The sequence below is a fragment of the Pseudomonas sp. Marseille-Q5117 genome (genome assembly GCF_946901175.1).
GTDB lineage: Bacteria > Pseudomonadota > Gammaproteobacteria > Pseudomonadales > Pseudomonadaceae > Aquipseudomonas > Aquipseudomonas iranensis.
The window spans coordinates 112,556-121,154 of the sequence record NZ_CAMPPP010000019.1 but is presented as its reverse complement, the minus strand read 5'-3'; the positions used below and the strand labels follow the sequence as shown (position 1 = coordinate 121,154).

General features: G+C 61.5%; 3 protein-coding genes and 1 pseudogene. 2 read left to right on the top strand and 2 right to left on the bottom strand.

What is annotated here, in order from left to right:
- Both OC605_RS24595 and OC605_RS24590 read left to right on the top strand, forming a co-directional pair.
- Positions 1–5,211: pseudogene (locus tag OC605_RS24595) on the top strand (LapA family giant adhesin); the annotation flags it as partial.
- 149 nt (positions 5,212–5,360) lie between these two features.
- Positions 5,361–5,699: a hypothetical protein gene (locus OC605_RS24590; protein ID WP_016772279.1), complete on the top strand. Its 339-nt coding sequence runs from the start codon at positions 5,361–5,363 to the stop codon at positions 5,697–5,699.
- A 209-nt stretch (positions 5,700–5,908) separates the two neighbouring features.
- Here the strand turns inward: OC605_RS24590 and lapD are convergent, their stop codons facing one another.
- Positions 5,909–7,855, bottom strand: a complete 1,947-nt coding sequence (gene lapD, locus OC605_RS24585; RefSeq protein WP_262140049.1) for a cyclic di-GMP receptor LapD — start codon at positions 7,853–7,855, stop codon at positions 5,909–5,911.
- A gap of 14 nt (positions 7,856–7,869) precedes the next feature.
- Positions 7,870–8,562 (bottom strand): cysteine protease LapG, encoded by a 693-nt coding sequence (gene lapG, locus OC605_RS24580; RefSeq protein WP_041479715.1) that lies wholly within the window; start codon positions 8,560–8,562, stop codon positions 7,870–7,872.
- Positions 8,563–8,599: the final 37 nt, after the last annotated feature.

Genomic DNA, 8,599 nt, shown 5'->3' with positions numbered 1-8,599 from the left:
CTGTCGTTGAGCGCCACCAACTCTGTTGCCGAAGGTGGCCAGATCACCTACACCGCGACATTGACCAATGCTGCTGGCTCACCAGTGACCGTGACCCTGTCGAACGGCGCTGTGATCACCATCAAGGCTGGCGAAACCACCGGCAATGTGACCGTTCCGGCACCTTCCGATGACGTTTACAAAGACGCCGGTTCCGTCCAGGCGACGATCACCAGCTCCACCGGTGGTAACTTCGAAAATCTCGTGCCGAGCACCACGCCAGCGGTCACTCAGGTCACTGACACCATCGATACTTCGACCGTCAAACTGACGGCTGATACGTCGGTGGCTGAAGGCGGCACCGTGACTTACACCGCCACCGTCGGTGCGCCTGTTACTGGCTCGCCCGTGGTCGTGACTCTGGCCAACGGCCAGACCATCACCATCGGCGTCGGCCAGACCACTGGCACTGCAACTGCGGTTGCTGCGAACGATGCGCTGACCGGCAACGCTCCGATCACCAACTCGATCACTGGCGTAACCGGTGGCAACTTCGAAGATCTGGTCGCCGACAAGACTCCGGTCAGCACCACCGTGACCGACACCGTCGACACCACCAACCTGTCCCTGTCGGCGACCGGTTCCGTGGCCGAAGGTGGCTCGATCGTTTACACCGCGACGCTGACCAATGCCGCTGGCTCGCCTGTAACCGTGACCTTGTCGAACGGTGCGGTGATCACCATCAAGGCTGGCGAAACCAGCGGTAATGTGACCGTTCCGGCACCTTCCGATGACGTCTATAAAGACTCCGGTTCCGTGCAAGCCACGATCAAAACCGCGACCGGTGGTAACTTCGAAAACCTGGTACCAAGCACCTCGCCAGCAGTCACCAGCGTCACCGATACCATCGATACCACCACCGTAAAACTGAGCGCAACCGCCACAGCGGCAGAAGGCGGCAACGTCGTCTACACCGCAACCGTCGGCGCGCCAGTCACCGGTTCGCCAGTGGTGGTCACTCTGGCCAACGGCCAGAACATCACCATCGCGGTCGGCCAGACCACCGGCACCGTAACCGCCGTCGCACCGAACGATGCGCTGACCGGCAACGCTCCGCTGACCAACTCGATCACCAACGTCAGCGGCGGCAACTTCGAAAATCTCGTCGCCGACAAGACCCCGGTCAGCACCACCGTGACCGACACCGTCGACACCACCAACCTGTCGCTCAGCGCGACCGGCTCGGTAGCAGAAGGTGGCCAGATTACGTACACCGCGACATTGACCAACGCCGCAGGCTCGCCTGTGACCGTCACCTTGTCGAACGGCGCCGTGATCACCATCAAGGCTGGCGAAACCACCGGCACCGTGAACGTTCCAGCGCCAGCTGACGACGTCTACAAAGACGCCGGCACCGTGCAGGCGACCATCAGCAGCGCCACCGGTGGCAACTTCGAAAAACTGGTACCGAGCACCACGCCAGCGGTGACCAGCGTCACCGACACCGTCGACACCACCACCGTCAGCATCACTGGCAGCAGCTCGGTGACCGAAGGCCAGACCGCCAGCTATACCGTCAGCCTCAATCACCCGGCGCAGACCGAAGTGACCCTGAAAATCGTCTACAGCGGCACTGCTGCCGACGGTTCGGACTTCACCGGCGTGTACAACGTTAAGATCCCGGCGGGCGCCAGCAGCGCGCAGTTCAACGTCGCTACCCTCGATGACAAGATCACCGAAGGCACCGAGAACTTCGTGGTCAAGATCGATTCGGCTACCGGAGGCAACTTCGAGAACCTAGCGGTCAGCAGCACCAATGGCAGCGTCAGCACCTCGATCATCGACAACGATGCGCCACCGGTGCTCGATCTGGATGCCAACAACTCCAGCGGAGCGACCGGTGCCGATTACAAAGTGACGTTCACCGAGAACACCCCGGGCGCCGGCGTGTCGATCGCTGACACCGACCTCAGCATCACCGACCCGGACAGCACGATGCTGACCGGTGCCACCGTGGTGCTGACCAACCGTCAGGATGGTGATGCGCTGAATCTGGGCAACAGCGTCAACGGCATCACCATCAATGCCAACAGCACCAACGGCACGGTGACCCTGACCCTCTCGGGTAACGCGACCCTGGCCGACTACATGCAGGCCATCAAGAACATCAGCTTCACCAACAGCAGCGAAAACCCGAGCACCGTGCCGCGCATCATCACCGTGACGGTGACCGATGGCGGCAACTACTCGAACACCGCGACGACCACGGTCAACGTGGTGGCGGTCAACGATGCACCGGTCGCTGCACCGAGCAATGTCACCGGCACCGAAGACACGCCGCTGGTACTCGGCTGGTCGACCTTCGGCGTCAGCGATGTCGATAGTCCGGCGAGCAGCCTCGGTATCAAGATCACGCAGCTGCCGGGCGAGGGCAAACTGCAGTATCTGGACGGCTCGACCTGGAAGGATGTTGCCAACAACCAGACCTTCAGCAAGGCCGACATCGACGCCGGCAAGCTGCGCTTCCTGCCGGATGCCAACGAGTCGGGCAGCAACGGTTATGGCGGCACCGGTCTGGGCAACAAGCAGGCGGACTACGCGCAGATCAAGTTCCAGCCTACCGATGGCCAGGCGCTGGGCAGCACCGGCACAGTGAAGATCGACATCACGCCAGTGGCGGATGCGCCGACCGTGGCCGTGGCCGATAACAGCGTTAAATCCACTGGCCTGATCAAGGAAGTCTGGACCGGTCTGTCGGGTCTGGGCACTGACGGCAGCGGAGCGAATTCGACCACCCTGAAAAACGTCATCGACGCCGCCGGCAAACCGAACTCCAGCGGCAATGTCACCAACGTGCAGTCTGACGGCAGTGTCGCCGCCGGTACGGCGTCGAAGACCTCTGGCCTGATCTACCTGGAAGCCGGCAAGACCTACAGCTTCAGCGGCGTGGCCGATGACAGCCTGCTGATCACCATCGGTGGCAAGAACGTGGCGTCGGGTACCTGGGGCGCGGGCGGTGCGATCAATGGTTCGTTCACCCCGACCACCAGCGGTTATTACACCCTCGACATCTATCACCACAACCAGAGCGGCCCGGGCAGCTACGACGTCAATCTCTCGGTCAACGGCAGCACGCCGATTGACCTCAGCAACGCCGGCGTGCCGATCTACACCGGTGTGCAGGATCTGATCAACTCGGGCGTGACCGTCTCCGATCTGCACGGCACCAACGGCGAAGGTTATTACGACGGCTACAAGCTCAACACCGGCGCTGAAGGCACCACGGTGAAACTGTCGGCGATCAGCACCGCGCTGACCGACACCGACGGCTCGGAAACCCTGAGCGTGAAGATCAGCGGTGCGCCGGTCGGTTCGATGCTCAGCGATGGCGCGGGTCATACCTTCACCGTTACCGCGAGCAATGGCGAAGCCAACGTCACCGGCTGGAACCTCGGCTCTCTGACCGTGACCCCGCCAACCTACTACAACGGCCAGTTCAACCTGACCGTGACTTCGACGTCCACCGAACAGGTCGGCGGCTCGGCAAGCAGCACCGCGACCATTCCGGTCACGGTAGTGCCTGCGGTGTACAACGCGGTCACCGCCACCTCGGGTGATGACAACGTCACCGGCACCGACGCCAACGACATCATCGTCGCTGACATCGGTGGCCTGACCGTGGTGCCGGGCACCAACTACAACATTGCGTTCATGGTCGACAGCTCCGGCAGCATGAGCACTTCGTCGCTGAACGCTGCGAAAGACTCGCTGACCTCGGTGTTCAACAGCCTCAAGCAAAGCCTGGGCGGCAGCAACTCGGGCACGGTGAACATTTTCCTGGTGGACTTCGATACCCAGGTCAACAAGTCGGTGTCGGTGAATCTCAACGACCCGAATGCGCTGACCTTGCTCAAAGCAGTGCTGAACTCGATGGGCTCCGGCGGCGGTACCAACTACGAGGACGTGTTCAAGACCACGGCCAACTGGTTCCAGAGTGCCGACGCAGTGGCCAACACCGGGGCGAAGAACCTCACGTACTTCATCACCGACGGCCAGCCGACTTACTACCAGACCGGCGAGCAGACCAACCCGACGCTGTATGGCAACGTGAAACTCGACAGCGTGGTGAACACCAGCAACTACAAGCAGGGCGACACGTTCAGCACCTACATCGACAACACGCACTACCTGACCATCAACAGTGCCGGCAGCGTTGTGCTGCAAACCTACAACTCGTGGTGGGGCTGGAGCAGCGAGACCCTGGGCACGATTCACGCGCAGGGCGACGGTACATATGAATTGTCGAACCTCGCGGGTACCGGCAACAGCACCAACTCGTCGACGACCAGCAATTCGACCAGCGGCTTTGCCTTGTTGAGCGGGTTGTCGAGCGTCGAAGCCATTGGTCTGAACAACGACGTCAGCCTCAACGACCTCAAGCCGTACGACTCGGACAAAACGCCGCAAACCAACATCGATCCGAAGGACCTGGCCAACTCGATCATCGGCCATACCGAAGCGACGATGCCGGGTAACGACACCGTCAACGGTGGCGAAGGCAACGACATCCTGTTCGGCGATCTGGTCAGCTTCAACGGCATTGCCGGCGAGGGTTACCAGGCGATGCAGGCGTTCGTCGCCAAGGAAACCGGCGTTGATGTCAGCAAAGTCAGCACCAGTAATGTGCACCAGTACATCACCGAGCACTATCAGGCGTTCGATGTATCCGGCGCGCACGATGGCAACGACACGCTGCTCGGTGGCGCAGGCAATGACATCCTGTTCGGCTCGGGCGGCACCGACCTGCTCGACGGCGGCAAAGGCAATGACATCCTGCTCGGCGGCACTGGCAACGACACGCTGATCGGCGGTCAGGGCAACGACATCCTCATCGGCGGTTCCGGTGGCGACACCTTCGTCTGGAAATCGGGCGACACCGGTAACGACGTGATCAAGGACTTCAAAGCCAGCGAAGGCGACCGCATCGACCTGCGCGACCTGTTGCAGGGCGAGACCGGCAGCACGATCGACAACTTCCTGAAAATCACCACAGTGGATGGCACGTCGTCGCTGCAAGTCAGCTCGGCGGGCAAATTCAACTCGGGCGATGCCGCTGCGGCCACGCCGGACGTGACGATCAAACTGGAAGGCAACAACTGGGCGAGCGCCAACCTGCACAATCTGATTGCCGGCAGCGACCCGACCATCAAGGTCGATCACAACAACAGCTGAGGCTGAAACAACGACGGCCGCCTCCTGTGGGGCGGCCGTCGCGTTTGCGGGCAATGCAGCGGTGACGATTTGATCGGCGCCCCGCATACTGGCGCGCAGTTGGCTATGCTGCTGACAGCATGACGCTGTTCATTTGTGAGGGATGCTCAATGTTTTACGTGCAACGCGATGCGCAAGGCCAGTTGATTCGCGTGGAAGCTGCGGCGTACGCCGAGGCCACGGAAACGCTGCCCGCCGATAACCATGAAATCCAGGCGTGGTACGCCAACGAAGCCGTGGAAAACAGCCTCAAACAGCTCAAGCAGAGCGACTTTGAAATGATTCGGGTACTCGACGACCTGATTCAGGTGCTGACCCAGAAAGGCGTGATCCGCGTCACCGACCTGCCAGCGGCGGCCCAGGCCAAACTGATGGACCGCACCCAGGCGCGTGAAGCGCTGGGCGGGCTGAGCCAGTTGATCGATGAGGATGAGGGCGGGTTGATCTGATCCAGCCAAGATCAAAAGCTTACCCTCACCCCAGCCCTCTCCCGGAGGGAGAGGGAGCCGATCGAGGTGTCTGGCGCTATCCATCGACCTGAGAGATCGAGTCGATTCTGGATTCAGTGGAGCTCTTGCACGTCGGCGTATCTCGTAAATATCCCACGGTCAGTCCCCTCTCCCTCTGGGAGAGGGTTAGGGTGAGGGCGCTTCTTGGCTCACCCCCAAGGCTTCGGCTCACCGAGCAACTGCCCCTGCACGCCATACAGGCCCATCTCGCGAATCACTGAAAGCTCCCCTTCAGTCTCGACCCGTTCGGCAATCAGCGGCAGATCGATGCTATGCGCCGCGCGCTGGATCGCTTCGATAAACAGGCGCTTGTCGCTCTCCTGATCGATCGCGCGGATGTAGCTGCCATCGATCTTCAAGTACGCCAGACCCAACCGCGCCAGGTTGCCGATCATGCTGAAGCGCCCGCCGAAGCGCTGCAGGCTCAGCGAGAAGCCAAGCTCGCGCAGGCGTCGGGTCAACTGCTCCAGCACCGCCTGTTCAGGCAATTGCTCCTCGCCGATTTCCAGAGTCAGACGCGCGCCGAGATTGGAATGCGCGCGCAGAATTTCGAAGACCTTGTTCAACGCCTGCGGGTCGGCCAGCGTCGCCGAGGACAGGTTCAGCGCCAGTGAATCCTCGTGCCCTTTCATCTGTTCCAGCACGCGTTCGAGCATCAGCCGGTCAAGCCGCGCGGTCCAGCCGAAGCGCTCCAGCCACGGCAGGAAACGCCCGGCGGGAATGGTCTGGCCCTGCTCGTCGAGCAGACGCGACAGCACCTTGTAATGCAGCACCAGTTGCGTGTCCTGCGCCGCAACCACCGGCTGGAAATACAACTCGAAACGCTGCTGACTCAAGGCCTGATCCAGCAGTCGATGCCAAGCGTGATGGTCGTCACCGACCTCCGCCACCAGACTCTGATCGATGCACGCCCAATTCTGCTCGCCCTGCCCTTCGGCCTGCGCGAGTGCCTGATCGCCCAGTGTCAGCACCGCTTGCGGGGAGTCGCCGTGAGCGAAGGGCGCCAGCCCGATCGAAGCCACCGCCGGCACATCGGTCGCGCCGGTGGCATGCAGGCTGCTCAAGGCATTGTCGAGATTCTGCGCCAGCTGCAGCGCTTCCTCGCGCACCAGCCCCGGCGCCAGCACGGCGAATTCACCGCCGCGAATACGCGTGACCAAGTCCTGGGTTTGTGGATATCTGGCGCACTCGCGGGTCAGTTGCTCGCCGACGGCCTTGAGCAACTGATCAGTGCGCTGGCCGCCGAGACGCTGATTGAGCCCCGCCAGATCCTTGACCCGCAACAGCAGCAGATAACCGGAACTGGCCTGCTCCGGGTTGCTCACGCGGTTGTTCAGTTGCATCTCGAAATAGCGGCGGTTGGCCAGGCCGGTGAGGTTGTCTTGATAGGACTCGGTACGCAGTTTTTCACTGCGCTCGGCCTGCTCCTGGAACAGCGTCTTGAGCTTCTCGACCATCTGATTCATTGCCTGCACCACGCGACGCAATTCAGGCGTGCGCGGCAGATCCGGCAGGCTGAGAAACTCGCGGCGGGCAATCGCATGGGACTGCTGGACCATGTAATCGAGGGGCTTCAACTGCCGACGCAGCAACAGCGCGCCGAGCACCGCACTCAATGCGCCGCAGATCAGCAACCAGCCAAGGCTGCCCAGTGCGCTCTGCCATAACTTGGCCACGGCGAACATCGGGTGGCTGACCACCTCGACCCGCGCCGCCTGCTCCCAGCCACGGCTGACCAGCGCATCGCCACCGGCCGGTTCGAGGCCGATCAGTCTGACGAACCAGTCCGGCACGTTGCTCACCACCGGGGCACCGCTGCGCTCGACAATGGTCTGGTCGGTCTTCACGTCGACCACGCGGATGCTTGCGTAATAACCGCTGTCGAAAATCGAACTGACCAGCAGCTCGACCATCGCCGGGTCGTCGATATTCGGCGTCAGCGACAACGCCAGCGCCGTCGCCGCGTCCTGTGCGTGAGAGCGCAACTGATTGACGTACTGGGTGCGCGAGCTCTCCAGGCTGACCATGAAGCTGCCGGTGAAGGCCACGACCAGGAACAGACAGATAGCGATCAACAGCTGTTTGAACAAAGACATCTGAGCGCGTGCTCCTAGTTAGTCGTCTCGACCGGAAAACCTTCGGCCTGCATTTTTTTCAGCACATCCTGCCAGCGCGACAGGCGTTTGGTGTCGCCGACCTTTTTATTGCCCTTGGCGCCTGGCAGATACAGGCCTTCGGCATTGAAAGAGTAGACCGGCAGCAAATCGGTTCGCTGCGACGCCGGCTGGATCGGATCGATCAGGCTGTCGAGCACCAGCGGCATGGCATCGGGGGTCGCATAGTACGTCAACACCATGTGCGCGCGGTTCTGGCGCAACGCCTTGACGTAGGTAATGCGCAGCTTGTCACTGGAAACGCCGAGATGGCGCAGGCTGAAATACTTGGCAATGGCGTAGTCTTCACAGTCGCCGGCGCCCTTCCACAGCGCTTCGATAGGGGTTTCCCAATAATCCACTTCGCGCCACAGATCGATGTCTTCGACGTAACGCACCTGCTTGTTGAAAAACAGGTTCACCACTTTGAGCTTGTCCATCTCACTGGCCTGCTTTTGCGTCGCCAGCAGATTCTGCCAGGCATCGATGCGCTGCTGCCCGGCGCCCAGTGGCCCATAAAGAGCCGTGGCCTTGCGGCTGATCGCGGAAAAATCCCAATCGGCGTGCAGACCGCCCAGCATGACGCCGGCCAGCAGCAATGCGCAGCCAAGCCAGCGCAAGGTCCGAGGGATCGCGAAACGTACCGCCACTGCAGGTTTCCAGAAGGACAGAAAGGAAGCGTTTGAT